The 25,971-nt window shown below is 38.3% G+C and carries 29 protein-coding genes; 24 read left to right on the top strand and 5 right to left on the bottom strand.

All coding sequences use genetic code 11. The features are described 5' to 3' along the window. The first annotated feature begins 2 nt into the window (after positions 1-2). The 8 genes from MED134_RS08290 (at position 3) to MED134_RS08255 (ending at position 8,863) form a co-directional block, all read left to right on the top strand. A complete protein-coding gene (locus MED134_RS08290; protein ID WP_038597856.1) occupies positions 3-956 on the top strand; it encodes a bifunctional riboflavin kinase/FAD synthetase in 954 nt (317 codons plus the stop codon). A 3-nt stretch (positions 957-959) separates the two neighbouring features. Then, entirely contained in the window at positions 960-2,393 is a 1,434-nt protein-coding gene (locus tag MED134_RS08285) for an HTTM domain-containing protein (RefSeq protein ID WP_084811647.1), read from the top strand. A gap of 197 nt (positions 2,394-2,590) precedes the next feature. Next, positions 2,591-3,862 carry a serine--tRNA ligase gene (gene serS, locus MED134_RS08280; protein ID WP_038597854.1) on the top strand — a complete coding sequence of 424 codons (1,272 nt, stop codon included), beginning with the start codon at positions 2,591-2,593 and terminating at the stop codon, positions 3,860-3,862. 127 nt (positions 3,863-3,989) lie between these two features. Beyond that, on the top strand, positions 3,990-5,783 hold the full coding sequence (locus MED134_RS08275; protein WP_052084172.1) for a tetratricopeptide repeat protein: 1,794 nt from the start codon (positions 3,990-3,992) through the stop codon (positions 5,781-5,783). A gap of 12 nt (positions 5,784-5,795) precedes the next feature. Next, complete coding sequence (locus MED134_RS08270; RefSeq protein ID WP_038597850.1) at positions 5,796-6,104, top strand: DUF4286 family protein; 309 nt, start codon at positions 5,796-5,798, stop codon at positions 6,102-6,104. Between the two features lie 49 nt (positions 6,105-6,153). Then, positions 6,154-7,020 carry a 16S rRNA (adenine(1518)-N(6)/adenine(1519)-N(6))-dimethyltransferase RsmA gene (gene rsmA, locus MED134_RS08265; RefSeq protein WP_038597848.1) on the top strand — a complete coding sequence of 289 codons (867 nt, stop codon included), beginning with the start codon at positions 6,154-6,156 and terminating at the stop codon, positions 7,018-7,020. Between the two features lie 71 nt (positions 7,021-7,091). Beyond that, positions 7,092-8,441 carry a magnesium transporter gene (gene mgtE, locus MED134_RS08260; protein ID WP_035334905.1) on the top strand — a complete coding sequence of 450 codons (1,350 nt, stop codon included), beginning with the start codon at positions 7,092-7,094 and terminating at the stop codon, positions 8,439-8,441. Beyond that, positions 8,438-8,863: an acyl-CoA thioesterase gene (locus MED134_RS08255; RefSeq protein ID WP_038597845.1), complete on the top strand. Its 426-nt coding sequence runs from the start codon at positions 8,438-8,440 to the stop codon at positions 8,861-8,863. The genes mgtE and MED134_RS08255 overlap by 4 nt, the downstream gene beginning before the upstream one ends. Before the next feature lie 60 nt (positions 8,864-8,923). Here the strand turns inward: MED134_RS08255 and MED134_RS08250 are convergent, their stop codons facing one another. After that, positions 8,924-10,297 carry a TlpA family protein disulfide reductase gene (locus MED134_RS08250; RefSeq protein WP_038597843.1) on the bottom strand — a complete coding sequence of 458 codons (1,374 nt, stop codon included), beginning with the start codon at positions 10,295-10,297 and terminating at the stop codon, positions 8,924-8,926. 124 nt (positions 10,298-10,421) lie between these two features. Between MED134_RS08250 and MED134_RS08245 the strand changes: the two genes are divergently transcribed. The 10 genes from MED134_RS08245 to MED134_RS08205 all read left to right on the top strand — a co-directional run bounded on the left by MED134_RS08245 (position 10,422) and on the right by MED134_RS08205 (position 16,588). Continuing rightward, positions 10,422-10,808, top strand: a complete 387-nt coding sequence (locus MED134_RS08245) for a cupin domain-containing protein (RefSeq protein WP_038597841.1) — start codon at positions 10,422-10,424, stop codon at positions 10,806-10,808. 9 nt (positions 10,809-10,817) lie between these two features. Continuing rightward, positions 10,818-10,988, top strand: coding sequence for a hypothetical protein (locus tag MED134_RS15265; RefSeq protein WP_158407707.1), 171 nt, complete (start codon positions 10,818-10,820; stop codon positions 10,986-10,988). After that, positions 10,988-11,935 (top strand): 2-hydroxyacid dehydrogenase, encoded by a 948-nt coding sequence (locus MED134_RS08240; RefSeq protein ID WP_038597839.1) that lies wholly within the window; start codon positions 10,988-10,990, stop codon positions 11,933-11,935. Before MED134_RS15265 ends, MED134_RS08240 begins: the two co-directional genes overlap by 1 nt. 24 nt (positions 11,936-11,959) lie before the next feature. Further along, positions 11,960-12,472, top strand: a complete 513-nt coding sequence (locus tag MED134_RS08235) for a DUF4199 domain-containing protein (RefSeq protein ID WP_038597837.1) — start codon at positions 11,960-11,962, stop codon at positions 12,470-12,472. A gap of 22 nt (positions 12,473-12,494) precedes the next feature. Beyond that, on the top strand, positions 12,495-12,890 hold the full coding sequence (locus tag MED134_RS08230; protein WP_038597835.1) for a VOC family protein: 396 nt from the start codon (positions 12,495-12,497) through the stop codon (positions 12,888-12,890). A gap of 60 nt (positions 12,891-12,950) precedes the next feature. After that, positions 12,951-13,385 (top strand): TM2 domain-containing protein, encoded by a 435-nt coding sequence (locus tag MED134_RS08225; protein WP_038597833.1) that lies wholly within the window; start codon positions 12,951-12,953, stop codon positions 13,383-13,385. A gap of 91 nt (positions 13,386-13,476) precedes the next feature. After that, on the top strand, positions 13,477-13,806 hold the full coding sequence (locus MED134_RS08220; RefSeq protein ID WP_035325968.1) for an ArsR/SmtB family transcription factor: 330 nt from the start codon (positions 13,477-13,479) through the stop codon (positions 13,804-13,806). Next, entirely contained in the window at positions 13,806-15,230 is a 1,425-nt protein-coding gene (locus tag MED134_RS08215; RefSeq protein WP_038597829.1) for a pyridoxal phosphate-dependent decarboxylase family protein, read from the top strand. The genes MED134_RS08220 and MED134_RS08215 overlap by 1 nt, the downstream gene beginning before the upstream one ends. Positions 15,231-15,295: 65 nt before the next feature. Continuing rightward, positions 15,296-15,763 (top strand): GNAT family N-acetyltransferase, encoded by a 468-nt coding sequence (locus MED134_RS08210; RefSeq protein ID WP_202807061.1) that lies wholly within the window; start codon positions 15,296-15,298, stop codon positions 15,761-15,763. Positions 15,764-15,874: 111 nt separating this feature from the next. Next, entirely contained in the window at positions 15,875-16,588 is a 714-nt protein-coding gene (locus MED134_RS08205) for a flavodoxin family protein (protein ID WP_038597826.1), read from the top strand. A 16-nt stretch (positions 16,589-16,604) separates the two neighbouring features. On the opposite strand, the gene MED134_RS08200 is transcribed toward MED134_RS08205, so the two are convergent. The 3 genes from MED134_RS08200 to MED134_RS08190 form a co-directional block, all read right to left on the bottom strand. Then, on the bottom strand, positions 16,605-18,419 hold the full coding sequence (locus MED134_RS08200; protein WP_038597824.1) for a GNAT family N-acyltransferase: 1,815 nt from the start codon (positions 18,417-18,419) through the stop codon (positions 16,605-16,607). Positions 18,420-18,506: 87 nt separating this feature from the next. Then, positions 18,507-19,757 (bottom strand): aspartate kinase, encoded by a 1,251-nt coding sequence (locus tag MED134_RS08195; protein ID WP_038597822.1) that lies wholly within the window; start codon positions 19,755-19,757, stop codon positions 18,507-18,509. A gap of 64 nt (positions 19,758-19,821) precedes the next feature. Further along, positions 19,822-20,310 (bottom strand): GNAT family N-acetyltransferase, encoded by a 489-nt coding sequence (locus tag MED134_RS08190; protein WP_038597819.1) that lies wholly within the window; start codon positions 20,308-20,310, stop codon positions 19,822-19,824. A gap of 117 nt (positions 20,311-20,427) precedes the next feature. Here MED134_RS08190 and fbp point away from each other — a divergent pair, with 117 nt between their 5' ends. From fbp to MED134_RS08165, 5 genes are all read left to right on the top strand, one after another. Beyond that, on the top strand, positions 20,428-21,432 hold the full coding sequence (fbp, locus tag MED134_RS08185; RefSeq protein WP_038597816.1) for a class 1 fructose-bisphosphatase: 1,005 nt from the start codon (positions 20,428-20,430) through the stop codon (positions 21,430-21,432). A gap of 83 nt (positions 21,433-21,515) precedes the next feature. Further along, positions 21,516-21,866, top strand: a complete 351-nt coding sequence (locus tag MED134_RS08180) for a fructose 1,6-bisphosphatase (RefSeq protein WP_038597812.1) — start codon at positions 21,516-21,518, stop codon at positions 21,864-21,866. A 21-nt stretch (positions 21,867-21,887) separates the two neighbouring features. After that, positions 21,888-22,688: a hypothetical protein gene (locus MED134_RS08175; RefSeq protein WP_038597810.1), complete on the top strand. Its 801-nt coding sequence runs from the start codon at positions 21,888-21,890 to the stop codon at positions 22,686-22,688. After that, on the top strand, positions 22,675-23,172 hold the full coding sequence (locus MED134_RS08170; protein ID WP_038597808.1) for a Rab family GTPase: 498 nt from the start codon (positions 22,675-22,677) through the stop codon (positions 23,170-23,172). The genes MED134_RS08175 and MED134_RS08170 overlap by 14 nt, the downstream gene beginning before the upstream one ends. Continuing rightward, a complete protein-coding gene (locus MED134_RS08165) occupies positions 23,165-24,736 on the top strand; it encodes an ATP-binding protein (protein ID WP_052084171.1) in 1,572 nt (523 codons plus the stop codon). Before MED134_RS08170 ends, MED134_RS08165 begins: the two co-directional genes overlap by 8 nt. A gap of 77 nt (positions 24,737-24,813) precedes the next feature. Here MED134_RS08165 and MED134_RS08160 read toward each other — a convergent pair whose 3' ends face one another. Next, positions 24,814-25,242: a fructose 1,6-bisphosphatase gene (locus tag MED134_RS08160; RefSeq protein WP_038597806.1), complete on the bottom strand. Its 429-nt coding sequence runs from the start codon at positions 25,240-25,242 to the stop codon at positions 24,814-24,816. 91 nt (positions 25,243-25,333) lie between these two features. Here MED134_RS08160 and MED134_RS08155 point away from each other — a divergent pair, with 91 nt between their 5' ends. Beyond that, complete coding sequence (locus tag MED134_RS08155; RefSeq protein ID WP_038597804.1) at positions 25,334-25,927, top strand: HupE/UreJ family protein; 594 nt, start codon at positions 25,334-25,336, stop codon at positions 25,925-25,927. Positions 25,928-25,971 lie beyond the last annotated feature (44 nt).

The raw sequence follows: 25,971 nt of genomic DNA, 5'->3' as shown, positions 1-25,971 counted from the left end.
TAGTGAAAACTCATAACAGCGCACATACATTTACCTCTCAAAAAGGAACCGTGGTGACTATAGGCACCTTTGATGGCTTGCACCTAGGTCACAGAAAGATTATAAACAGAATAAATGAGAGCGCCCGCGCAAACGGCTGGGAGTCGTGCGTACTTACTTTTTTTCCGCACCCGCGTATGGTGTTACAAAAAGACACCTCGCTCAAGCTTATAAACACCATTGCAGAGCGTGAGCAACTGCTTGAGAGTTTAGACCTTGATCACCTCGTTATACACCCTTTTACACTAGATTTCTCTCGTTATCACGCAGAGACTTTTGTAGAAGAAATACTGGTAAACAGCCTTAATGCAAAAAAAGTGATTATAGGGTATGACCACCGTTTTGGCCGTAATCGTAATGCAAATATTGAAGATCTCAAGCGTTTTGGAAAAACGCTGGGCTTTGAGGTAGAGGAAATCTCAAAACAAGAACTAGAAGATGTAGCCATAAGCTCTACTAAGGTGCGCAAGGCACTAGTAAGTGGTAATGTTGCACTAGCAAATAGTTATCTCAGTGCGCCTTTTATGCTTAATGGTGTTGTGGTAAAAGGTAAAAGCCTAGGTAGAACCATAGGCTACCCCACTGCAAACCTAGAAATAGCCGAAGACTATAAACTCATCCCCGCACAGGGCGTTTATGTAGCAAAAGCAATCATAAACGGTAAGCCAGTATTCGGGATGATGAATATAGGTACAAACCCTACGGTAGGAGGAGAGAAGCAAACTATAGAGACCTACTTCTTTGATTTTGATGAAGACCTTTACGGGCAACAGCTGGAGATACAACTACTAGAACGTATAAGAGAAGAAAAAACCTTTGACACTATAGATGAACTTGTCGCAGCGATGAAAACTGACGAAGCTTTTTCTCGTAACTACATAGCATCACTAGAAAAATCAAATTCTCAAAACGCTTAACAAATGGGAATTAACAAGCTACTCTTTACAAGAATAGATAACAGCGCACTCATCGTTTTTAGAGTGTTTTTTGGTTTTCTTATTACTTGTGAGGCTTGGGGAGCACTCATTACTGGCTGGGTACGTCGCATACTTGTTGCGCCAGATTTTACATTTAACTTCATAGGTTTTGACTTTTTACAAACCTTCCCTGGCCCTGGACCACAAATGTATGCTTGGTTTGGGTTAATGGGTGTTTTTGGGGTGATGGTAATGCTAGGCTTTAGGTATCGCGTGGCGATTGTAGGCTATGCGATTATGTGGAGCACGGTATATTTTATGCAAAAAACCGCATATAATAATCACTACTATCTCTTGATGTTATTGCTCTGGATTATGGCTATACTGCCTGCGCACAGATCTTTCTCACTAGATGCACGCTTTCGCGAAAGCGTAAGAGACCTCTCTATGCCACGATGGGTCACACTATTTATAATATTACAGCTGTGGATTGTCTATACCTACGCCTCTATTGCCAAAATATATCCAGACTGGCTAGATGCTACGGTGCCAGAAATATTAATGCGCGGTAAGAAAGATTACTGGCTCGTGGGTGGCGTATTGCAACAAAAGTGGACACACTGGGTGATCGCCTACGTAGGAATCCTTTTTGACGGATTAATCATCCCAGCATTGCTTTGGAAAAAGACGCGCAAGTGGGCATTTTTCATCTCTATTTTCTTTCATCTCTTTAATTCGTTTGTGTTCCAAATTGGGATTTTTCCATATATGTCACTGGCGTTTACCGTGTTCTTTTTTGAGCCAAAAACCATACACCGTATTTTCTTAAAAAGGTGGAAACCCTATTATGACAACACAAGTGACGAGGTCATACTACCTAAATATAAAGGAGCTCTTCTAGCGGTGTTTGCCGTGTATTTCATCTTTCAAATAGGTTTGCCACTGCGCCAGCATTTTATACCAGATAATGTGTTGTGGAGCGAGGAGGGACACCGCTTGAGCTGGCGTATGATGCTACGTTCTAAAAGCGGTACCGTAAAGTTTACGATAGAAGACAAGACAACAGGAAAACGTACTCCGCTAGACCACAAAGAATATCTTACTAAAAATCAACAGCGCAACATACGTTCTAAGCCAGATGTGATTTGGCAATTTGCACAGCATATAAAACGTCTTAAAGCTACTCAAGGAGAAGATGTGGCTATCTATGTGAACTGTAGAGTGCGCATTAATGGGCGCCGTTCTAAATTATTGATTGACCCTAAGGTAGATATTGCGAGCGTGAGCTGGCAATGGTTTGAGCATAATAGTTGGGTACTAGAAAGTGAGGATTATCTCAACGACAAACCATTTTTTCCTAGTGTAGGCTCTTTAGAAAAGCAGGAAGATCTTCGTGACTCCACGAGAGTTCGCCCTCCATTAAGAAAGCAGGAGTAAAAAGTACTGCTCGGTTTTTTGATTGATGAATGACTGCAAAATTACAACCACTCGCGGCTACAATTTTACGGATTTCCGTAAAACGGGCTATATTTTTTAAAATTTCTCTAGCTGCTTTTAAAAACTAGGTGGTGCCTTTCCTTTTACTTGCGGGCATTTCCTTAAATTTACCCTTTCGTTTTTAAAACCCATTTACTATGCTAGAAGTAGCACACATTAGAGAAAACAAAGAAGCTTTCGCGAAAGCGTTATCTAAAAGAAACATAGACGCCGCAACCTTGCTAGATCAAGTAATTGCTGCAGATGAGTTACGTCGTAATTCCCAGTCACAGTTAGATGAAGTACTTGCAGATAGTAATAAGTTTTCTAAAGAAATTGGGATGCTTTTTAAGAGCGGAGAAGCTCAAAAGGCAAATCTCTTAAAGGAGAAAACAGCCGGTCTCAAAGAGCAGTCTAAAACACTACAGGAGCAGCTTAATGCGGCTACAGAAGAGCTTCAAAATTTACTATACCAACTGCCTAACGTGCCTCACGATAGCGTGCCAGAAGGTAATAGTGATGAGGATAATGAGGAGATCTTTAGAGAAGGAGACATCCCAGTACTACACGATGCGGCGCTACCACACTGGGAGCTTGCAAAAAAGTATGACATTATAGACTTTGAGCTAGGTACAAAAATTACGGGAGCAGGTTTTCCGGTATATAAAGGTAAGGGAGCTCGCTTACAGCGCGCGCTTATCGCTTATTTTTTAGATAAAAATACAGCCGCAGGCTATACAGAGTACCAGGTGCCACACCTTGTAAATGAGGCTTCTGGTTTTGGTACAGGGCAACTTCCAGATAAGGAAGGACAAATGTATCACGTGACAGAAGACGACTTATATTTAATTCCTACGGCAGAGGTGCCGGTGACTAATATGTTCCGCGGTGATTTGCGCAGTCATAGTGAGTTGCCTATTACTTGTACTGGGTACACACCTTGTTTTAGAAGAGAGGCAGGATCTTATGGGGCGCACGTACGTGGGCTTAACAGGTTGCACCAGTTTGATAAAGTAGAGATTGTGCGTATCGAGCACCCAGATAACAGTGCTGCGGCGCTAGACGGGATGGTAGATCACGTAAAGACAATCTTGCAAGAACTAGAATTGCCATACAGAATCTTGCGTCTTTGTGGTGGTGATCTTGGGTTTACCAGTCACCTTACGTATGATTTTGAACTCTTTAGTACAGCACAAGATCGCTGGCTAGAGATAAGCTCTGTGTCTAACTTTTTGACCTTTCAGGCAAATCGTTTAAAACTTCGTTTTAAAGACCAAGATGGACAAAACAAGCTTGCACACACACTTAACGGTAGTGCCCTTGCATTACCACGTGTACTCGCAGGGATTTTAGAAAATTGCCAAACTCCAGAAGGGATAAAAATTCCTAAGGCACTTGTGCCGTACTGTGGTTTTGATATGATAGATTAAAAAAATCACTTTCCACGCAAAGCCATTTCTTTATCGAGAAGGAGTGTAGCCTTTGTAATGGAACACTATTATAATATAGAAACGTGCTGCAGCAATGCTATGGCACGTTTTTCGTTATCTTTAGGCTATGAAGAAGAGTTTGTTACTACAAGTTGTTATGATGTTGCTGGTTTCTGCTTTCGCGAAAGCGCAATCAGAACAGCTAGCGCGCAATTATGCAGACCAAGGCGAGTATCAAAAAGCCATTATCTCTTACAAAAAAGCCCTAGTAAAACAACGCGGAAACAGTGTGCTACTCGCTGGGCTCATAAAAAGTTACCAGCAACTAGAGCAGTATAATAAAGCCGAAGAGGTGATAAGTCAAAATCTTAAAACCACGAGGGATAAAGGGTTTTTACTAGTAGAGTTAGGGTATAACCACCAGCTGCAAGAGCAAGACTCTATAGCCAGAAGTTATTATGACCAGGTAATTGAAGGTGTGGCACAGGGTACAATGAATCCTTATCGCGCCGCTCGCACCTTGCAACAGCATAGCCTGCTAGAAGAAGCCGTGCGTACTTATGAGGTGGGTATGGAGAGTAACCCTAATTCAAATTTTAATATACAGCTAGCAAAACTATATGGGGAGCTAGGTGAAGTGCAAAAGATGTTTGATGCATATCTAGATCTTATAAATAGAAGCGGGAAGTATGTGCAGGTGGCACAACGCAATTTCTCAATTTATATAAATGATGACCCGCTTAATGATGCAAATATCATTTTTAGAAAAACACTACTCAAGCGATTACAGTCTGAGCAAAACGTCCTTTATAATGATTTACTTAGTTGGCTATTTATCCAGCAAAAACAGTATAACAAAGCCTTTGCCCAAGAAAAAGCTATTTACCGCCGTACAGACGGTAGGTATGAAGGTTTAGAAAATCTTGCAGATATTGCGATAGAAGAAGGCGAGCTAGAAGATGCTAGAGAGATCTTACTATTTTTAAAAGAAAACATCGCAAATGAAGATGTAAAGCTAGAAGCCGAACAGAAACTTATAAAGATAGACATTGCTAGTGCTAGCACTGTAGATGCCCAAGAGGCTATAAAAAACAGGTATGAGGCTATTCTTGATGAGTATGGTCAAACACCATTTACCATACCACTACAGATAGATTATGCGCATTATTTAGCTTTTAATATGGAGCAGCCAGATGCCGCAATTACGTATCTCAAAAAATCACTTAAGTCACCGTTAAGAAGATTTGACGAAGCGCGACTCAAGATGGAACTTGCAGACGTACTCGTGCTTAAAGAAAAGTTTAATCAAGCACTTATCTATTACTCACAGATCCAGAACAAGATTAAAAATAATGTCATCTCACAAGAGGCACGATTTAAAGTTGCACAGACGAGTTATTACAAGGCAGATTTTGAATGGGCAGAGGCGCAGCTCAATGTGCTTAAAGCAGGAGCCACACAACTCATTGCAAATGATGCCCTAGAGTTGCTACTCGTGATACGCGATAACTCTATGGATGATAGTTTGCAAACGGCACTTAAAAAGTATGCTACGGCAAGCCTGCGTGCATATCAAAACAAGACCGAAGAGGCTATCACGCTATATGATGATATACTAGAGGTTCATAAGGGAGAAAAGATAGAGGATGAGGCACTACTATCTCAAGCAAAACTTCTTGAAGCTAAAAAAGATTTCAAAAAAGCCGAAAAAAATTACCTCACCATTATCGAGTATTACAGTGATGGCGTACTAGCAGATGATGCTTATTATCGCCTAGCAAGATTATACGAAGGACCGCTCAATGAACCAGAAAAGGCAAAAAATAATTACGAGCGCATCATTTTTGACCTTGCAGATAGTATCTATTATGTAGAGGCGCAGAAGCGATTTAGGAACTTAAGAGGAGATGCAATTAATTAGAAAACATAGAAAATGCTTATATATAACGTTACCATAAACATAGAAGAGTCTGTTGAGAAAGAATGGCTTACCTGGATGCAAGAAGTACACATACCAGAAGTGATTGCAACCGGAAAGTTTGAAAAAGCACTTATGACAAAAGTACGCGCCGAAGAAGAGATGGGCGGAGTAACCTACTCCGTACAATATGGTTGCCCTAGCCAGCAGCAGCTTGATGCCTACTATGCCGAAGATCAAGAAAGAATGCAAGCATCTATTAACAAGTTTGCGGGTAAATTTGTCGCTTTTAGAACAGAGCTTGAGGTAATCTCGCAGCACTAGTTTTCAGGCAAGGAAATACAAGTAACGCTTACTCACTAGCCCCACTACGATGTCAAAACAACAAAAGAAGAGAAAATTTGAAAAGCCGCACGCAAACCGTGGTCATCGCGATCAAGGGGTGAAGGCAAAAAAGCACTTGGGGCAACACTTCTTAGGTGACGAGTCTGTAGCAAGAGATATTGGGGACACGCTCACATTAGAAGGGTATAAACACATCTTAGAGATAGGGCCTGGTACGGGAGTACTTACCAAGTATATTCTTGCAAAACCAGCACAACTCACGGTGATGGACTTAGATACCGAGTCTATTGAGTATTTAAGAAGCTCGTTTACGTTAGAGCATAAGCTCAATGATGAGAAATTTACCGTACTAGAAGCCGATTTTTTAAAGTACGACCTAGACACTATTTACCCTGGAGAGCCACTAGCAATTACGGGAAACTTTCCATATAACATTAGTACGCAAATAGTTTTTAAAACTATTGAGCATAAAGAGCGCATCCCAGAGTTTACGGGAATGTTTCAAAAAGAAGTTGCTGCTCGTATTTGTGCAGATCACGGGAGCAAGACCTACGGCATTTTATCTGTGCTAGCACAAGCATTTTATGATGCAGAATACTTATTTACGGTACCTCCCACTGTTTTTATACCACCACCTAAAGTAGATAGTGGAGTTTTACGCTTAAAGCGAAAAGAAAACTTTAAAGACATAGGTTGCACAGAAGAGATGTTATTTAAGGTTGTGAAAATGGCATTTCAGCAGCGCCGAAAGACGTTGAGAAACAGTCTTAAGGGTATGGGGTTAAGTGACTGCTTTCGCGAAAGCGAAATTCTCAATAAACGCCCAGAGCAAATCTCTGTACAAGGCTTTATAGAACTTACAGCAGCAATCACAAAAGATATACAAGAGCAGTAAAATCTCTAGGCATTGTAATTACTCTGCGCAAGGGGTTTTCCTATATTTGTACTACTAGTAAAAACAAACCTATGCAATTTCAACTCACAAGCAATCTCATAGACCAGATACAAGCACACGTAGCTGTTCAAGATGAGGTAGCCCTCAAAGAATTGCTTACAGATCTTCACCACGCAGATATTGCAGAGATCCTTGATGAGGTAGATGCAGATGAGGCTGCCTACCTAGTACTTCTCTTAGATAGTGAGCAAACTTCTGAGGCTCTTATGGAGCTAGATGAAGATGTGCGAGAAAAACTTCTAGAAAACCTAACTCCTGCCGAAATTGCAGATGAGGTAGAAGAAATGGATACCGATGATGCGGTAGATATGATAGGTGAGCTAGATGATGATATACAGCTAGCAGTTATAAACCAGATAGAAGACGAAGAGCATAAAGCAGACATACGTGAGATGCTGCAATATGATGAGAATAGTGCTGGTGGTCTTATGGCAAAGGAGCTTATTAAGGTAAAAGAAACCTGGACAGTGGCAGGGTGTGTGCGTGAGATGCGTCGCCAGGCAGAAGAGGTGACTCGAGTGCACTCTATCTACGTGGTTACAAAAGAAAATGAACTCATAGGTAGACTGTCGCTCAAAGACCTTCTCACCTCAGATACGAGAACAAAAATATCTGAAATCTATATACCTAAAGTAGACTCTGTAAATGTAAATGACCCAGCAGAAGATGTTGCAAAGGTGATGCAAAAGTATGACCTAGAGGCTATACCCGTTGTAGATGATAAGCGAGTGCTGCAAGGACGCATTACAATAGATGATATTGTAGATTTTATAAAAGAAGAGGCCGAAAAAGATTACCAGATGGCAGCAGGTATCTCTCAAGATGTAGAGGCAGATGATAGCATACTACAGCTTACTCGTGCGAGATTACCTTGGCTATTTTTAGGATTACTAGGTGGTGTAGGAGCTGCGGCTATTATGGGCGGTTTTGAAGAGGTGTTAAATGATCACGTTATTCTTTTACTATTTACACCGCTTATTGCTGCAATGGCTGGAAATGTAGGGGTGCAATCTAGTGCGATTATTGTACAAGGTCTTGCAAATGATGATGTAAAAGGAAGCATAGGTAACAGATTAATTAAGGAAATGCTGCTCGCAATGCTTAACGGTGCTGCGCTGGCCATTGTATTGTTCTTTTACGTATGGATATCAGAAAGTGCGGTAGACTATGCGACGTCTATATCAATTTCGCTATTTGTTGTAATCATTGTTGCCGGGATTATAGGTACGTTTATTCCGTTGTTTTTACATAAAAGAGGGATTGATCCTGCGATTGCAACTGGGCCGTTTATTACTACAAGTAATGATATATTTGGAATACTTATTTACCTCTATATCGCAAAACTTATACTAGGTATTTGAGCCAGAAAAGCTATGAATATCACCTCACCGTACCAGCATCTGCTATAGATGTGCTCAATCACGTAAACAATGTCGTGTACTTAGACTGGGTGCAAATTGCTGCATCAAAACATTGGAACCACGTAACAAGAGACTATTTTAAAGACGAAGACCCAGCCGAAGAACGACTAGGCATCAATAAAATGGCTTGGGTGGTGATGGATCACCATATAAAGTATCACGGCCAGGCATTTAAAGATGACGAGATTGTCGTAACAACTACGGTGGTTCAAATCTCTGGCGCGACCTCCCAGCGGCATACCACTATAAAACGTAAGGGAGAAGAAAAAGTACTGGTGAGTGCAGTTACAAACTGGTGCTTGCTCAAAATGCCCCAAGGACGACCTATGCGAGTACCGGTGGAGGTATTAGAATTGTTCTAATAAAAAAAGTGCTGTCATATGACAGTACTTTTTTGTAGTTATTATTTCTAATACTTTTTCTTATTTAATTCCCAGTTGAGTGAAGATTGCTATAAGTTGTTCACTAGATGGCTTTGGAGCATCTGCACTCACAATATTTCCATTAGGGTCTATTAAAATAAATCTAGGTATAGAACGTATAGCATAGTCTTGTGCAAATTTTGACTCAAAGTTGTTGTCCGCGATTAGTTGTGAACCGCCAAGAGACTTGTCAGTCACCATCTTCCTCCATTTATCATAATTCTTCTCAAAGTCTACAGAGATACTCGCAAAGGCTATGTTTGCATCTTCATACTCACTTTCTAGCTTTTTTAAACTTGGTATCTCTGCGATGCAGGGAGAGCACCAAGTAGCCCAAACATCTATGTAAACATATTTACCTTCAAAATCTTGAAGCTTAGTAGTTCCCCCATTAAAGTTTTCGAAGTCAAAAGTAGGAGACCTTTTTCCTCTGAGAAGATTGCTCACTTTTTTAAAGCGATCTTGTATCACTTTCTTAGTCTCATTGCCAGTTGCTAGATTAAGTAACTCTTCCTTGATTTGAGCACTATTCTCTTTGGGAATATATAAAAACATAATACTTTGAATAACGGCGTCACGTATAGAAGGACTCGTCTTTTCTTTCAAAATTTCGATAATTTCTTCAGTCAATCTTTCATCTCCGCCTCTTTTGTAAGCATCATCCTTTATTTTAGCTGTAATCATCCATCGATATTTTTGAAAACTTGACGCATACATTTCATTGTCTCCGTCTAAGTTATTGTACGTATCCTTGAATGCTGCGGGAACTTCGAAAGTGTCGATTTGATGAATGCTTTTGTACCGTCTTGGATATTCATTGTAAATATATATTTCATCAAATTTTAATGCTTGTTCTTCTAGTAATTTAAAGGACATATCTGCAGTGAGACTAGAAAGATCTTTTTTTAAAGAATTGAATATGCTGTCCCATCTTTGTTTAAAAGCTTCTGGTTCTTTCCCAAATAATTCCGATAAGTTGTCGCGTGTTACTGTTAAGGTACTGGATTTCTTGGCTAGATAGTCAACAATAGCTTGATTACCCTCTGTAATTTCCAGTGTGGGATGTTCCTCATTTAGATCTACTGTAAAGGATGTTGTGCTTCCTTTTTGTACGAATAGGGGAAAACTATTCATACCTATACCAATTGAAAAATATCCATCAGCATCTATATCTAGTGTATCAGTAAAACTGCCATTTTCATCTAATTCACTGGAGCGAGAAACACTTAAATTACCCCAAAGATATGCCTCTGTGGTTGTCGCGTTTTTAAATGTTCCTTTGATTATAGTCAATTGTTCTGAAGTTCCTTGCTGGCAGCTTATTAAAAGAAATAAAACTCCAAGAATTGTTAGTGTGAAATTTGTTGTTTTCATTTTTGATGATGATTTAAAATGTAATCTACTGTATAATTGAATGTCTGTCAAAAAATTAAGTTTTTTATAACTTCTTCTATATTTAGACGAGCACTTTAGATACCTTTATTCTAAATACGATAAAATGAAACCCATTAATCTCGACGAGAAATTAGGCAAATTTGATAAGCAATGGCATCCGCACCAGGTTGCTACGGTAGATGATATGCAAGTACTTTTAGCAAAGGTTTCGGGTGAGTTTGTATGGCACAGTCATAAGGATGAAGACGAGTTGTTTTTTGTGCAAAAAGGGGTGTTAGAAATGCGCTTTCGCGAAAGCGGAAACCCAGAAAAAGAGTGGTCTGAAACGGTACATCAAGGTGAAATCATAGTTGTACCTAAAGGCGTAGAACATTGCCCAACTACCAAAGATGGAAAAGAGGTACACCTACTGCTTTTCGAAAAATTAAGTACGGCTCACACGGGAGAAGTAACAGACGCCAAAACTCAAACAGATTATCCTAAAATTTAAAAGAGAAATATGAATAAGAACAAAATAGCAGGAATTATTGTTATGACCATTGCGGGAATATTATTATACGCATTTGATGACACATCTGGAGGTGTAGGTTTTGTAACTGGTGCGATGATGGCAATAGGATTAGGTTTCTTTTTAGGTTGGATTCCTCTGAGAAAAAATAAAATTAAGTAATGAAAATACTTCACCTAGATAATAACCACCCGCTACTGGTAAAGCAACTTGAAGAAGCAGGTCATACTAATGTTGAAAATGTTACTATCTCAAAAGAAGAGACAGAGGCAATCATAGCAGATTATGAGGGTATTGTAATACGCAGTCGTTTTAAAATAGATAAGCAGTTTATAGACGCTGCTCCTCACCTTAAATTTATTGCTCGAGTAGGCGCAGGCCTAGAGAGTATAGATATCCCTTATGCTGAGAGTAAGGGCATTTATCTCATCAGTGCGCCAGAGGGTAACCGCAATGCCGTAGGGGAGCAATCACTAGGGATGCTGCTCAGTCTTTTTAATAATTTAAATAGAGCAGATGCCCAAGTAAAAGCTGGTCACTGGAGCCGAGAGCCTAATCGAGGTGTTGAGCTAGAAGGAAAGACCGTGGGGATCATAGGCTATGGTAATATGGGGAAAGCCTTTGCTAGAAAATTACAGGGTTTTTACTGTAAAGTGCTTTGTTATGATATAAAAGAAAAGGTGGGTGATAGTAATGCTACGCAGGTGTCACTGAGCCAATTTCAAAAAGAGGTTGATGTTGTGAGTTTACACACGCCTTGGACTCCACAAACAGATAAAATGGTAGATGCTGCTTTTATAAATGCTTTTACAAAACCATTTTATCTCATAAATACCGCAAGAGGGAAATCTGTTGTGACAAAAGATCTTGTAGCAGCTATGAAAGCAAAAAAAGTACTAGGAGCTGGGCTGGATGTACTTGAGTATGAAAAGTTATCTTTTGAGAATTTATTTACCACAGGCGGAAATTCAAACCTACCAGAACCCTTACAATATCTTATAGAGCAAGATAATGTACTCCTCACGCCACACATTGCGGGGTGGACGGTTGAGAGTAAAATAAAGCTAGCGCAAACCATAGTGGATAAGATACTGCAGCGTTTTTCTTAAATTGATGTTTTAAAAGATAAGTATATGAGTTTAGTGATAAAGAAATTTGGTGCGATTGCATTCTTTTTAGGTCTTCTAGGGTTTACGCTCGCACTGTATTTAGGTAAGAGCCTAGATTACGGTACGCAAGAACTCGTAGGTTGGGGAGTTATGGGTATGACAGCAGCGATGGTGTATTTTGGGGTGGCTTACCAGCGTGACACGGTTAATGCGGGTAAAATCTCTTTTGGTAGCGCTTTAAAAACGGGAATTATAATTGCTGCTTTAGGCGGTTTAGGTGTAGCACTTGCAGATATAGTGTATACCTTATTTGTAAATCCATCTTTTTTTCTTGAGTATAATGACTATGCTAGAGATCTAGCAGAGCAGTCTAATAATCAAGCTACGATAGATCAACTTGCTCGCCAGCGAGAGATGTATGAGGATTATAGTGGTACCCAGATGTCATTTATAGCTGGACTTATGATGTTTGTAATGACGTTTATGCTTGGTTTTGTGGTGAGTTTACTTGCCGCTGTGATTTTAAAGAAAAAATAGTTCATCATACGATAATACTTTAATTATGAAAAGAGTAACAGGCATAGGCGGGATGTTTTTTAAGAGTGAAGATCCTGATGCTCAAAAGAGTTGGTATAAAAAGCATTTAGGGATTCCTACAGATCAATACGGCTGGACTTTCTGGTGGCGTGATGAAAATGGTAATAAGTGCTCTACTCAATGGAGCCCTATGAATGCGGATACAAAATACTTCTCTCCCAGCAAGAAACAGTTTATGTTTAATTTTAGGGTAGATAATCTCATAGAGTTACTTAAAGTACTTAAGGAAGAAGGTGTCACTATAGTAGGAGAGGTAGAGGAGTATAGCTACGGTAAATTTGGCTGGATACTAGATCCAGAAGGAAATAAAATCGAACTCTGGGAGCCTATAGACAGCGTTTTTGAAAAAGATAATTAGCACGATAATCACGTACATCTTTTTTGTAGTTTTAAGGGCAACAAACTAACAACCAATAATATGAGTACAGAAGACAACAAAATACCAGGCGACAAGCCTGAAAATGATGGCAAACGTATGGCAGACGATGCAAAAGATGCTGTAAATGACTTTGCAGAAGATGCTAAGGAGACTGCAAAAGAGTTTGGCCAAAGCGCAAAAGAAGAGTGGGATAAAGTGACAGGAAGTACAGAAAGTAAAAAAATTCTTGCAGGAATTTTAGCAATTTTTCTTGGGGCATTTGGAGTACATAAATTTATCTTAGGATACCAGAAAGAGGGTATCATAATGCTTGTACTAAGTGTTGTGGGAATAGTACTTTCTTGTGTAGGTATAGGTGTGCTTTTAGTTTGGGCTGTAGGCCTAGTAGGACTTATAGAGGGGATTATTTATCTCACAAAATCTGACGAAGAATTTTATAACACTTACCAAGCGGGTAGAAAACCTTGGTTCTAGTATAATTTAAAAGCTCAGTTTAAAACTGAGCTTTTTTTATTTTCTATTTTAATGTAATATTGCGATATTACATATTCAAATAAAACGTATTATGGGAGTTACAAAGAGACATATACACTCTATGAGAGCAAATCAAATTGCAGATGTTGCAAAGATTCTTTCTAATCCTGCTAGAGTGGCTATTATAGAATACATAGGAGATTGTGATGGCTGTTTGTGTCAAGATATATCAGATAAGATACGATTATCACAGCCTACAACCTCTCAGCACCTGCAGGTTATAAAGAGAACCGGAGTTTTAAAAAGTCAGTTTAAAGGGAAGGCGCAATACTACAGTATAGATGCACGTAAATGGGGACAACTACAGACCTTGTTTAATGACTTTTTTGAGCTTACAAAATCAAAAATGGCAGATAAGTAATGAGCACACCACTACTGCATAAAGCTTATGATAGTGCCCTCTTTAAAAATGAAGGAGAGCAACTTGTTAGTTTGCTAGCAAACTATCTACATACTACAACAACGGGTGGTTCAGATAAAGTGCTTAGATGGACAGAGCCAGAAGATGAGTACAGATTTTGGCAACAGTACCTCTCAACATCACATAGCACTTCAGATTTTTTTAAAGAAGTACTAGAGCGATCTATACATACCCATCACCCTAAATATATTGGTCATCAAGTTGCACCCACTGTACCAGTGTCTGCTCTTGCAACATTATTGAGCGCACAACTTAATAATGGGATGGCAGTGTATGAGATGGGAGCTGCTGCCACGGCAATAGAGCGCCTTGTTATAAACACCTTTTGTAAGGCTATAGGGTACACAAACGGAGATGGATTTCTCACCTCTGGAGGTACCCTTGCAAACCTCACAGCGCTTCTTGCAGCACGCAGGGCTAAGGCTACAGATGATGTGTGGAATGAAGGTCACAGTAAGAAACTAGCCATTATGGTTTCAGAAGAGGCACATTATTGTGTAGCTAGAGCCGCTCGTATAATGGGACTAGGAAGTGATGGAATCATAAAAGTACCCGCAGGCGATAATTACCAGATACAGACAGATGCTTTAGAGTCGTATTACACTTCGGCGATAAAAAATGGTTTTGAGGTAATTGCCATTGTAGGCAGTGCGCCAAGTACGAGTACGGGAGTGTATGATGATTTGGAGGAGGTTTACGCTTTCGCGAAAGCAAAAAAAATATGGTTTCATATAGATGCTGCACACGGCGGTGCGGCCATATTTTCTAAAAAGTATAAGCACCTACTTAATGGAGCCCATAAGGCAGATTCTATAATTATAGATGGTCACAAAATGATGGGAACTAGTGCCATCACTACAGCCGTTATTTTTAAAAATAGCACAGATAGCTATGCTACGTTTGAGCAAAAAGCACAATACCTATGGGAGAAAAATGACGATGCAGACTGGTTTAATATGGCAAAGAGAACCTTTGAGTGCACAAAAAGTATGATGAGTGTGCGCTTTTATGCTATTATAAATGCATACGGCCTGCAGTTTTTTGACGATTTTGTAACAACACTTTATGATGCTGCACAGCAATTTAGCGATCTCATAGCTGGCCAGCAAGATTTTGAAATTGCTCTTGAACCGGTGTCAAATATTGTTTGCTTTAGATATAAACCTTCTAATCAAGAGGATATAAATGAAGTAAATAAGCGTATAAGAAGAGTTCTTCTAGAAGATGGAGAGTTTTATATAGTAGCTACCACGCTGCGTGGTGAGTATTACTTACGCACTACGTTTATGAATCCTTTTACTACAGGGGCGCATACAGCTGGGTTACTCAAAAAAATACGAGTTATTGCAGCTACCAGTTTTTAAGAGCATCTTTATAAGAGATTGAGATGTGATATGTTGTAAAGTTTTATGCGGTGACCATTAGACCTTTGTTAAAACAAGATTATACCCATTGCGCTCAGATTTATCAAGATGGGTTAGATACAGGTATGGCAACTTTTGAGACAATAGTCCCAGACTGGATAAGTTGGGATGCTAAGTTTTTAGAGCAGTGTAGATTTGTAGCAATTAAAGAAGAGGTTATACTAGGTTGGGTAGCACTCACCCCGTTTTCTACGCGTGAAGTTTATAAGGGTGTAGCAGAGGTTACCTTATATATTTCTAAAATTGCCAGAGGGAAAGGGATAGGACGAGCATTACTTATGACCGCAATAAAGGAAAGTGAGCGAGCGGGATTCTGGACTTTACAAGCCAAAATTTTTGCTCAAAATGAGGCTAGTATGGATTTATTTCAAAAATGTGGTTTTAGAATAGTGGGTGTACGTGAGAAGTTAGCGATGAGAGATGGTATATGGCACGACAATGTGCTTCTTGAGAAAAGGAGTGAGCTGTTTTAGGTAGCATAAGGAAATAAGAGACTCTCTAGAATGGTGTTTTGATGAGGGGTTAAGAATTCATTATCAATGGATTTGTAAGTAATGAGTAACTTATAGGACAAAATCTACCCTATGAAAAATACAAACGACTTCTCAACATTAAAAGCTTTGTACATTAACTGTACTCTTAAAAAGACACCACGTATGAGCCATACTCGAGCTCTTATGGATGTATCAATGGATATTATGAAATCTGAAGGGGTCGCGGTAGAGCATCTACGCTTTGTTGATCACGACGTTGCTTATGGTGTATATCACGATATGACAGAACACGGTGAGCATAAAGATGAGTGGCCGGCTATTTTTAAAAAAATAGAAGAAGCAGATATTCTTGTAATAGGTAGCCCTATATGGCTGGGAGAAAAATCTTCTGTAGCGACAAAACTGATTGAACGCTTGTATGGAGAGAGTGGTAACCGTAATGAAAAAGGGCAATACTATTTTTACGGTAAAGTAGGTGGTTGTATTATTACTGGTAATGAGGATGGTATCAAGCACGTTGCTATGGGAACACTCTATGCTTTGCAACATATAGGTTACAGTATTCCTCCTCAAGCAGATTGTGGGTGGATAGGTGAGGCAGGACCAGGTGCTAGCTATAATGATGAGGAAAGTGGTGCAAAGAATAATGACTTTACAAATCGTAATACCACCTTTATGACGTATAACTTACTGCACCTTGCAAAAATGCTTAAGGATCAGGGTGGATACCCTGCTTATGGTAATTCTAGAGGTGATTGGGATGATGGGACAAGATGGAATTTTGAAAATCCAGAATATAGATAGAGACTCTTGTACGGGCCTACTCCTCTTCTGGGGTGCGTTGCCCGTACTTTTTTTCTAGCTCCGCTTGAAACTCTTCCATAACTGGTTTTACCGTGCTTTCTGGAAGATCTGATATGCGTATGTACATCAAGCCGTCTATGGCATTGTTAAAGAGCGGGTCTACGTTAAAGGCTATAACCTTCGCATTTTGTTTAATATACTTTTTAATAAGAACAGGAAGACGTAAAGAACCTGGCTCAACCTCTTCTATAAGCTTGTCAAACTTATTGAGATCTGCCTTACTTTCATCAAAAACAAATTCTTTATCTGCGTCTTTGAGGTTCACTTTCCATTCTTTTTTGGGACGAATGTATTGAGCGATATATGGGTCGTAGTAGTGAGACTTCATAAACTCAATCATAAGTGACTTAGAGAAGTTAGAAAACTGGTTTGAGATACTTACACCTCCTATAAGATATTTGTGCTCCGGAAAACGTAATGTGGTGTGTACAATTCCTTTCCATAATAGAAATAGTGGCATAGGCTTTTGTTGATACTCTTTTGTGATAAAAGCGCGTCCCATCTCAATACTCTCGCTCATCATTTTGTGAAGCTCTGGTTCAAAACGAAAAAGATCTTGAAGGTAAAAACCATCAATTCCATATTCCTTATAAATTTTTGACCCTAGCCCCATTCTGTATGCTCCGGCAAGAGTGTTTTCTTTATTATCCCATAAAAACATATGGTAATAATACCTGTCAAATTTATCAAGATCGATGGCTTCATTTGTGCCTTCCCCAATGGCTCTAAATGTGATCTCTCTTAAGCGGCCTATCTCTCGTAAGATGTTAGGCATTTCTTGAGCAGGTGCTAGGTAGACTTCGTAGTTTTTACTTTGTAGTAAACGACGGTCTTTTTCGCGCAAGCGTAAAATTTCATTTTCTATGAGATCACTACTTATTTCGGTTACGATCTTTTTAGGTTCTTTTGTGACCTTAAGCTTTTGCGGGATATCTTTAAGTAAGCTGTTTTTTTCAAAAGAGTTTGCAAGCATATATGTTTTCTTGCGTAAGAACTCTGTAAAATCTGCAAGTGACTCGTGCTCCTTTTGTGCAGCAACTTTAATAGGATTACCTATACGTACTTTTATGACTCTATGCTTTTGTGTAAGCAGTTCGCTAGGCAACTTTGCGGTACGTAGTGTGTCGCTTAGTCGTGATAATTGATAAAAGAGCCTGCTATTTTTTGCGTGAAAATAGATAGGGACAACCGGAACCTCTGCTTTTTTAATAAGCTTCATTGCTGCTTCTTCCCACGGCTTGTCTATAATGAGCTTATCATCTTTATAGGTAGACACCTCTCCTGCAGGAAATACGCCTAGAGGGTGACCATCTCGCAAGTGTGAGATGGCACTTTTAAAACCTGCAATACTAGATTTTACGTCCTTTTTATTTTCAAAAGGATTTACAGGCATCACATAAGGCTTAAGTGGCTCTATGCGATGTAATAAGAAATTTGCTATGATTTTAAAGTCTGGACGTTGCTCAAGCATAAGTTTGAGCAATAGTATGCCGTCTATGCCACCTAGAGGATGATTTGAAATAGTAACGTATGCTCCACTCTTTGGGAGTCTCTTGAGGTCTTCTTCTGGGATTTCAAATTTAATCTTAAACTCGTCTAGTAGTGCATTGAGAAACTCGAGATCGCCTAGATGCTTGTTACGGTCATAGATTTTATTTGCCGTAGAGATTTTTAGAACCTTCATTAATGACCACCCAATAAAAGTGCCTACAAAACCGAATTTATCGACATTGATAGCGCGGGCAACTTCTTTTGAGGTGACTAGACCCATAAAATTATTGGTAGCTTGTTAAGATGGCAAATATAACAAATAGGTGTTCTGTAATTAAACTTTGTTTAACCTATGGACAATACAAATTTAATTTTGTGTCACAAGCTGGACTGTATTTTGTGCTACTTGCTTGAGAAGTATCTTTTTATCTTCTTGAAACTTATCTAGCGCTTTCTGGTTAAAATGTCTAATAGTGTAAAGATGCACATTAGGCGTAACGGTTACTTTAAATTTTCCTTTAAGTTGATTAACTAGCTTTTCTAAACCGTTGAATTTATTATCTACACAAACAGAGAAACTTATAGCAGAGTTCTGTATGAGATCAACCTTAAGCTTAAATTGAGACAGCAGCTGGAAAACCTCTGCAATATTATCTTCTACCATAAATGAAAAATCTAGTGAGGATAGCGATATCAATACTTGATTCTTCTTTACAATATAACAAGGCACCTCTGGTACCAGTGATGCGACTGCACTTACTTTTGTGCCTGAATCTTTTGGGTTCAAAAATGATTTAACATAAAGCGGTATCTCCTTACGTTGTAGTGGTTGTAAGGTTTTAGGGTGTATGACTGAGGCTCCATAAAAAGCCAGCTCTATAGCTTCTTCATAAGGAATCTGGTGTAGTAGCTCTGTATTGTTAAACACACGAGGATCACCGTTTAAGACTCCTGGCACATCTTTCCAGATAGTGAGATTTTGCGCATTAAGACAGTAAGCAAAAATACCTCCTGTATAATCTGATCCTTCACGACCTAGTGTGGTCGTAAAGTTATTACTATCTGAGGCGATAAAACCTTGGGTGATAGAAAGTGCTTTTGGGTCTATAGATGCTTTTATAGCCGTTTGTGTTTTATCCCAATCTACACGGCCATCACGATAACTATCATCGGTCTTTATGATTGCGCGTGCATCTAGCCAGGTATTTGTAATTCCTTGCTCACTGAGGTAAGCGCTCACAATAGTTGTAGATAATAACTCCCCATAACATACAATCTGGTCATAAACAAAATCATATTTTGGAGATTTGTTCCACGCGAGAAAGCCTTTTAACTCTTCAAATAATGCTTTTATAGATGTAAAAATAGTATGCCCAGGTGTAAATAGGTCGCTGGCTATCTGCGTGTGATAGTCTACTGTGGCTTTGAGATGTTCTGGCAGTAATGTTTTATCGTTAAAATAGGCATTTACAATTGCCTCCATCGCATTTGTGGTTTTCCCCATTGCAGAGATAACCACAAGTTTTTCTGTCACTCCAGTTTCATTAAGAACGGTGGCAATATTCTTTATCCCAGCTGCATCCTTTACAGAGGCTCCCCCAAATTTAAATACCTGCATATTAAAAAGTGTTGTGTTGTGTTTAAATGCGCTTTCGCGAAAGCGTGATTACCACATTACATTATTAAGATGGCGCTATGGTTTTAATGTATTTATGTAAACGCCCTTCGTCCATCTGTACTAGATACCAGTCTTTGAGGAATTGAGCACCACTTTTTTCATAAAAGTCAATAGCGTTTTTATTCCAGTCTAGTACGACCCATTCAACCCTTTTAACTCCATTTTCTTTACCAAAAGTCATTACTTGGTCATATAATTTTTTACCTACTCCTTTGCCTCGATATTCCTCTCTTACCACAAGATCTTCTAAGTGTAGTGATTTTCCGTCCCAAGTAGAAAAGCGATAATAGCATAAAGCCATACCGATAACGGTGTCATTTTCTTTGGCTACAAAACAATAAAAAAGGGGGTTGTCACCAAATCCATTTTCTATTAAAATGTCTTCGTTAATCTTTACAGCATCTGGTTCTTTCTCAAAAACTGCCAGTTCATTAATGAGAGATAATACAGCTGGCATATCTTCTGGAGTTGCCTTTTTGATAGCGAGGTTCATAAGCTTCTTGTTATTCTAAAAAGCTAAGGTATATAATTACCGTAACTATTCTTGTGCGAAAACGTTGTCGTAAGTGCATTTTAGAATTACATTTACATAAATTTTAAAAACACTAAAGTGTCACGTAAAAATCAAACTCTAGGCGAATTTATAATTGAAAACCAAGCAGAATTCCAGTACTCATCTGGAGAGCTATCTCGCTTAATAAACTCAATAAGGCTGGCAGCAAAGGTTGTAAACCACGAGGTGAATAAGGCAGGACTAGTAGATATAGTAGGTGCCGCAGGAGAGACTAACATACAGGGTGAAGACCAGCAAAAGCTGGATGTAATGGCAAATGACACCTTCATAAGAACGCTTACTAATCGTAATATTTTATGTGGTATTGCCAGCGAAGAAAATGATGATTTTATCTCCCTAGAAGGTCAAAATGGTGACAATAACAATAAATATATCTTACTTATGGATCCCCTAGACGGATCTTCAAACATAGATGTAAATGTGTCTGTAGGAACTATTTTTTCAATATATAGAAGGGTGACGCCACCAGGTACTCCTGTGACTATAGAAGATTTTTTACAACCAGGGAGAGAGCAAGTAGCTGCCGGTTATATTGTATATGGTACCTCTACTATGATTGTCTACACAACAGGTCACGGGGTAAATGGATTTACTCTCAACCCTGCAATAGGTACTTTTTACTTATCACACCCTAATATGCAGTTTCCAGAGATGGGTAATATTTATTCTGTAAATGAGGGTAACTATGTACACTTTCCGGATGGTGTGAAGAAGTATATAAAATACTGTCAAGAAGAAGCCGAGGGACGCCCCTATACATCACGATATATAGGATCGTTAGTGTCTGATATACATAGAAATATGATAAAAGGTGGTATATATATGTACCCAAAAAGTTCAAAAGCTACAAATGGAAAATTACGCCTTCTTTATGAGTGCAATCCTATGGCTTTTATAGCAGAGCAGGCAGGAGGTAAAGCTAGTGATGGTTACACACGTATTTTAGACTTAAAACCTACAGAGCTACACGAACGTGTTCCCTTCTTTTGCGGGAGCAGATTAATGGTAGAAAAAGCCGAAAGTTTTATGAATAACGACTAAAAGTTAACATAAGGCATTATTAAGGGTTAAACAAAGTGTATTTTTTTTATATTTGATATACAACAATAAGGCTTAACCCTATTATGGCTAAAAATACAAAAGCAGAAAACCAGCAAACAGAAGATGTGGCAAACTCAAAAATTGAGGCAATTAAGAACCTTATTTTTGGAGAGAATATACAAGAGTATAATCACGAGTTTGAAGCATTAAAATCTGATATCGCACAAAAGCGAGAAGAGATGCTTGCTTATGTAGATGAGGCTCGTAAGGAGATTATGACAGCTGTAGATAACCTCAGTACTGATGTTAACATACGCATATCTGATCTTGAACAGTCACTTAATGATAAAACAGAAGATCTAGATAATAAAAAGGTGAGCCGTTCTAGTCTAGGAGATCTTCTTATACGCTTAGGCGAAAATATTAAAGAGTAATAGAATAGGTAACATCTTTAAATGACAACAGATGAACGTCTCGAAATTTTAAAGGAACTTTTACTCACAAATGAGAAAGAGCCTGAAAAAGACGTTTATAAGAAGATTAAAGCATTAGAAAATAGTCAGAAAAACTTATCTGACCGTATAGATCCTTTACTGGATGAACGTTTGCAGCAATTTGTTACCACAATGCCAGAGACTCTCGGGCCTGTAATTACTGAAACCTTAAAGACTGAGATTAAAAAATCTCAAGACGCCGTGGCTGAGGCTCTTTTTCCTATTATGGGAAAAATGATTAAGAAGTACGTTCAAGCTGAGGTCGCAAAACTAAGTGACTCCATAAATGAAAAAATAAACGCAACATTTTCTTTCAAAAATATTTTTAAGTCTAAGTCAAAAGAAAGGCCAACGGCTGCAATGATGCTTAAAGAAGAATATAAAGCGTATATTGAACAGGTACTTGTAGTTGAAAAAGGTTCTGGAATACTCAAAGCAAATTATGCTAAGAGCCAGACTATGGATGAAGATATGATGGCTGGTATGCTCACAGCAATAAAAAGCTTTGCAGAAGATGCTTTTGAAAAAGGTGAGATGGAGCTAGAGCGTATAGATTACCAACTATTTACTATACACCTTCAAAATTTTTCAAACTATTATATGGCCGTGATTATAAGTGGTATATATGATGATAAGTTTAAAGATAAACTGGAAGATGTCTTGCTAGACTTTGCTCAATACGTAGTAAATAAGGAAGACCTTGATGATAATATTATATTTGCAAAAAAATTAAAAGAATTTTTTACTGATGAGCGTATCTAAAAAAATTGTATTGTTAGGACATTTTGGTGTGGGTAAATCGTCACTTCTTCGCAGGTTTGTAGAAAATACTTTCTCAGATAATTATGTCGTGACCATAGGTGTTCACATAATGAAAAAGGAAGTAGTTGTTGATACAAGTAATAAAGTTACCCTTATTATATGGGATGTTGAGGGTACAGATGATTTTACTAAGTACAGGCCATCATACCTTATGGGAGCTTCTAGCTTTGTATATGTTTTTGATGCGTCAAGGCCAGTTACTTACAGCGACTTAAAATATAATCTAGCCCACCTAAAAGAAAAGCACCCTAATGTACCTGTGCACATAATCGGGAATAAAGTGGATTTAGTCGATGCTGAAGAAATAAAGCGAGCTCTAGAGGAGCAAGAAGTTCAACATAGTTATCTTTCAAGTGCCAAAACTGGCGAAAATGTTGAACAGCTGTTTAAGGACGTGGCAGCCCAATTGTTAGAAAATGCTTGATAACCTCAGACAAGATTTTATAAATAGAACTACGCAAGTAGTCGTAGTCAATAAGGAACTAGAGGTTATAGACTCTGACAATAATCTTTTTGACTTAAAAAAAAATTCTAATATCACGGATTTCCATCCGTTCTTTTATGCATTAAGTACTGTTTTTGAAGAAAACCTTCAAGAAGAAACTTTCTTCTGTGTACAGATGGAAGTGTTAAGTCGCCATTACTTTATAGATATAAAAACCTATCTACAAGAAGGTGATGAGAGTCTTGTTCTCATCTTAAACGATCTTACAGATCATTATAAGACGGTGCATCAAATAAAGCAGGTGCGCAATGAGTCTATCATAAACTTTAATATATCTCAAGAACTTAACCAGCAACTAGAGATACAGCGCAGTTTTAAAAATAAATTCTTGGCAAATGTAAGCCACGAGATACGTACGCCTCTTAATAGTATTGTGGGCTTTATATCTGTATTAGAAAATACCGAGATCACTAGAGAGCAACTTGATGTATTACATATTATAAAAGATAGTTCAAAAAATCTTGTGACTATACTAGATGACCTAATGGACATCTCAAAAATTGAAGCTGGAAAGTTAGATATTAAAAAGCGACGTTTTGATTTTAGAGAGTTTGTAGAAAAGCTAGCAAAAACATATCAAATACGTACAGATGATAAAAGACTGTCATTTGATTTTGAATTGAGTTCTAAGATACCACGTTTTTTAGTGGGAGATCATTTACGTATAAACCAAGTTATTGTAAACCTTTTAGAGAATGCGTTAAAATACACGCATCAAGGTGGAATTAAGTTTAGGGTTACTACGTCATCATTAAATGCACGCCGTATTCCAGTGACATTTGAGGTTACAGATACAGGTATAGGTATACCCAAAGAAAAGCTAGATAGTATTTTTGACAGCTTTACGCAGTTAGAAAAGCGAGGTCTTTTTGGAGGGTCTGGTTTGGGTCTGAGTATTGTAAAACAACTCACAGACTTGTTAGAGAGTGATCTTGAAGTTAAGAGTGTAGAAGGAGAAGGGTCAACCTTTAGCTTTACTGTATATATGGGAGTTTCTCATAATCAGAAAAAGGATAAAGGCGCAAAGAAAAAAAGAGTAAAGAAAGATCTTAAAGGGTCTAAAAGACCACGTATCCTGCTAGGTGAAGATGTTGAGGTAAATCAACTTCTTATGATGAGGCTTTTCTCAGATTATGGTGCCTACAGCTTAGATATTGCAAAAAATGGAGAAAGAGTAATAGAGTATCTAGACAGATTTCCATATGATTTAGTCATATTGGATTTAACTATGCCTATAATGGATGGTCTTGATGCAGCAGTACAAATAAGAAGTAGTAGTAATAAAAAAATAAGTAAACTACCTATCATAGCTCTTACAGCGAGAACATCTCAAGAAGAGCAAGACGCGGCAAAAGAAGCTGGTATGAATGCCTATCTCACTAAGCCTATTGATGCAGATTTACTATTCTCTACTATAGAGCGACTCTTATCTAGATACAAGCGCAAGGATAAAGTGCTTGAGATATCAGAAGAAGAAGAGTAGAAGAATATATGTTATAAAATAAAAAGGGTCAAAATTTAAATTTTGACCCTTTTTATTTTATCTAAATCGATCTAAAACTAGCGATTCATATTCTTGATTTCTTCTTGAAAAGTATCAAGATCTGCATTTTCTTTAACTAGCGTAAGTGCTTTATGTACAACGTAGCTAGCATTATTTGTAGAAAATCCTAAACCTATAGCAAGACGCTCTAGTAAAGGTTCTTCTTCTTCAAACTCGTGATCTATGTGTACCATACGAGTAAGATCATATAAGCGCTCTAATCTTCTATCATAAGTTGTAGGGGGATTGATAGGGTGAGACATATAATCTTTAAGGATGATTTCATAATCCTCTGCAGAAATAGAGAGGTTACGAGCAAGTCTATCTAAAAACGCTTTTTCTTTATCGGAGATCACACCGTCATCCATAGCGACACGCACTATAGCTGCAAAGTGATCCTCATTTCTTTGGCGGAAACCGCTATCATATAAATCTGCAAAAGACATATTTCTTATGTATTAAAAGTAAGACTCAAAGATAGCCATTTAATCAAGATTTATAATTTGTACATTTGATAAAAACCCCTAATTTTTTTAGATGGATTCATTCTTGTTTTATTTTAAAGAAGGCCTCTTCCACGTGTTAGATTGGAAAGCTTACGACCACATTCTCTTTTTAATTGTACTCACTGTACCCTACCTCATTTCAAACTGGAAAAAACTCTTTACCCTAGTCACCATATTTACTATAGGGCATACGCTCACACTAGCAATGTCTGCCTATGGGATTATACGTGTAAATAGCTCCTTGGTAGAGGTACTCATACCCGTAACTATACTCATTACTGCGTTATATAATATTTTTACAGCTGGTAAGAAAAATAGAAATCTTAAATTAGGGATACATCTCTTTGCAGCATTATTCTTTGGGCTTATACACGGCCTCGGGTTTTCTACCTATTTTAAGATGATGACCGCAAGTTCAGATAGCAAGTTACTTCCGTTACTAGAGTACACTTTAGGTATAGAGAGTGCTCAGATTATTATAGTACTCGTTGTATTAATAGTAAGTTTTATAGGACAATCTATTTTTAGGTTTTCACTACGTGACTGGGTGATGGTTATATCTTCTATTGTAATAGGGGTTGCCATACCAGTATTTCAAAATGCATTATCAAGTATTAATTTCTAGTAAAAATAGTACTTTAGGAGCGTAAAGGGTTTTTAGTACGCTTT

The organism is Dokdonia sp. MED134 (assembly GCF_000152925.2).
Classification (GTDB): domain Bacteria; phylum Bacteroidota; class Bacteroidia; order Flavobacteriales; family Flavobacteriaceae; genus Dokdonia.
Note: the sequence above shows the minus strand (reverse complement) of the source record. Positions and strands in the feature narration are given on the sequence as shown.